General features: G+C 61.4%; 2 protein-coding genes and 1 tRNA gene. 1 reads left to right on the plus strand and 2 read right to left on the minus strand.

The features are described 5' to 3' along the window. Window position 1: 1 nt before the first annotated feature. Window positions 2-77: transfer RNA gene (locus EOB49_RS33385), tRNA-Phe, on the minus strand. Between the two features lie 319 nt (window positions 78-396). Further along, complete coding sequence (locus tag EOB49_RS33390) at window positions 397-1,290, minus strand: helix-turn-helix domain-containing protein (RefSeq protein ID WP_024504770.1); 894 nt, start codon at window positions 1,288-1,290, stop codon at window positions 397-399. 85 nt (window positions 1,291-1,375) lie between these two features. Here EOB49_RS33390 and EOB49_RS33395 point away from each other — a divergent pair, with 85 nt between their 5' ends. Continuing rightward, a complete protein-coding gene (locus EOB49_RS33395; RefSeq protein ID WP_127330826.1) occupies window positions 1,376-2,647 on the plus strand; it encodes an extracellular solute-binding protein in 1,272 nt (423 codons plus the stop codon). Window positions 2,648-2,855: the final 208 nt, after the last annotated feature.

The raw sequence follows: 2,855 nt of genomic DNA on the forward strand, positions 1-2,855 counted from the left end.
ATGGTGCCCAGAGGCGGATTCGAACCACCGACACGCGGATTTTCAGTCCGCTGCTCTACCAACTGAGCTATCTGGGCCTGTTCCGGCAAACCAAAACTGGTTCGCCGGATTTCATCGAGGCGCCGTGGGGCGCCCCTTGAAAGCGCGTGGGTTATAGCACGGGAATTCGGCCTGTCCAGCGCCTAGTGGGCGATTTCAGGCAGGAAAAGCGACGCCGTGCGGTGCCCCGGTTTCCATGCCGCTTGCGGGCCGGAATCGGGCACGGCATGGCACGATCCGGCCTTCGCCATTCTTGTCCGTGCCGCTATTGCCGGCTGACATGCCGTGGCACTGCCTTTAGCCGACGATCGAGGCGCACAATGCTTCGCGGCTCAGACCCGCATTGGTCGCCGCTACCTATCTGGCGCCGGTCACGCCTCTACGAAAATCGGAGGGCGACATGCCGGCGAGCTTGCGGAACGACTTGTTGAAGGCGCTGAGCGAGCCGAAGCCCGAATCCATGGCGACGCGCAGCACATTGGCGTCCTGATGCATCAAAAGCGCCTGCGCATAGCTCAGCCGCAACAGGTTCACATACTCGTTGAGCGTCATGCCGGTGGATTTCTTGAACAGGCTCATGGCATATTTGGGATGGATGTCGGCGGCCGCCGCGATGTTCACGCAATCGATGTCGTAGAGGAAGTTTTCGGCGATGAAATCGCACATGCGACCGACATTGCGCGACGATTGCTGGTCGAAGGGGCTGCCTGTTTCCTGGTCGGTCGGAGTTGCGGATACCAGCCGGTAAGGCTCGAACCGCACCCGCTCCAGCCGCAGCAGCAATTCGTTGACGGCATGTTCGGCCTTGGCCTGGTCGCCGGACCGGGCGTAGCGGTTCCAGCGCTCGAAATTATGGTTGTCGGACTGGTCGGTGGCTGATGTCACCAGTGTCGCGCCGGTCATCAGCCGGTGCCTTATATCCGTGGGCAGGTGCAGCCGGAAGAAATGCACCAGTGGCAGATGCGCCCCGGCATAGATGGCGTCGTCGGACAAATCGTCCATCTGGTGCGGCAGGCCACCCCAGAACAGGCACATCTCGCCGGCCGAAAGCGAAATCTCGTGGTCGTTCATGCGGTAATGCACGCTGCCGCGCACGATGAAATTAACCTCGACCTGGGCGTGCCAGTGCGGCTTGAGCATCACCAACGGATTGGTGTGAAACATCTGCAGGAGCAGCGGCAGGCCTTCCACGCTGCTGGCCCCAGGCTGGTAGAACGGCCGTTCAGGCATCTTACTTTCCGCCAATTTCATATTCCTTTTGACGGCGACAGGCCTTGCCCACTGCATAGTCTAGCCACGCTCACAGTGAGAGAGCAAATGAAATGGGAGGATTTCAATGCGCATCACAATGACCTGCGCCGCGCTCGCGCTTGCCTTGGGCTCAGCCCCGGCCTTCGCGCAATCCGGCGAAATCACCATCTGGAGCTGGAATGTCGCGGCTTCATCGCTGAAGGCGACCATTGCCGGCTTCAACAAGCAATTTCCCGACGTCAAGGTCACCGTCCAGGATCTCGGCAACCAGCCGACCTATGACAAGTCGATCGCCGGCTGCGCCGCCGGCGGCGTCGGGCTGCCCGACATCGTCACCGTCGAGAACGGTGAGGCCGAGAATTACTGGAGCCAGTTCCCCGACTGCTTCGTTGACCTGCATACGCTCGGCTACACAGCCGACGACCAGAAAAAGTTCCCCGATTTCAAGCGCACCGAGCTGGAAGTGGGCGACAAGGCCTATGCAATGCCGTGGGATTCCGGCCCGGTTGCCGCGTTCTATCGCCGCGATTTCTACGAAAAGGCCGGCGTCGACCCGGCGTCGATCAAGACCTGGGACGATTTCATCGCCGCGGGCAAGAAGATCCAGTCCGCCAATCCTGGCGTCTCGATGACCAATGCCGATTTCAACGGTGACTCGGAATTCTTCCGCATGATCTCCAACGAACAGGGCTGCGCCTATTTCTCCGAGGACGGACAATCGATCACGGTCAACCAGCCCAAATGCGTCGATGCCATGACCAAGGTCAAGGAGATGAAGGACGCCGGCATCATCTCGTCGGCCGACTGGGGCACCAAGATCACCAACAACACCGCCGGCACCGTCGCCACCCAGATCTATGGCGGCTGGTATGAGGGCACCATTCGCACCGAATCTGCCGGTGAAAACGGCAAATGGGGCGTCTATCTGATGCCGAGCCTTACCGCCGACGGGCCGCGCGCCGCCAATCTCGGCGGTTCCTCGCTGGCTATCACCTCGGTGTCGAAGAACAAGGAGGCCGCCTACGCCTATCTGAAATACACGCTCGGAACCAATGAAGGCCAGATCACGATGCTGAAGGAGTTCGGCCTGGTGCCGTCCCTGATCTCGGCGCTCAATGACCCCTACGTCTCGGAAGGTCTGCCCTATTGGGGCGGCCAGGCGGTGTGGAAGGACATTCTCGGCACCTTGCCGAAGGTTGTTCCGAGCCGCGGCACGCAGTTCCAGAGCGACGCCGAAATCATCGTCCGCGCCGTACAGACCAAGTATCTGGCCGGCGGCTATCCCGACGCCAAGACGGCACTCGACGACGCCGCAAGCCAGATCGCCGCGGCGACCGGATTGCCCGTCAAGTCGTGACCACCGGCGGGCCGAGTGATGCGTCCTGCGGGAACGTTGGCGCTGCCCCTCATCCCCCTGCCGGGACCTTCTCCCCGTATAGTGACGGGGAGAAGGGAGATTGCCGCAGCGCCGGCGCCCTTCCTGCAACGCCGGTGATTGACGAAACCATTGATGACAGCGCCCCTCTCCCCGTCACTATACGGGGAGAGGATGCCGGCAGGCAGGT

It is taken from the genome of Mesorhizobium sp. M7A.F.Ca.MR.148.00.0.0, assembly GCF_003997735.1.
GTDB lineage: Bacteria > Pseudomonadota > Alphaproteobacteria > Rhizobiales > Rhizobiaceae > Mesorhizobium.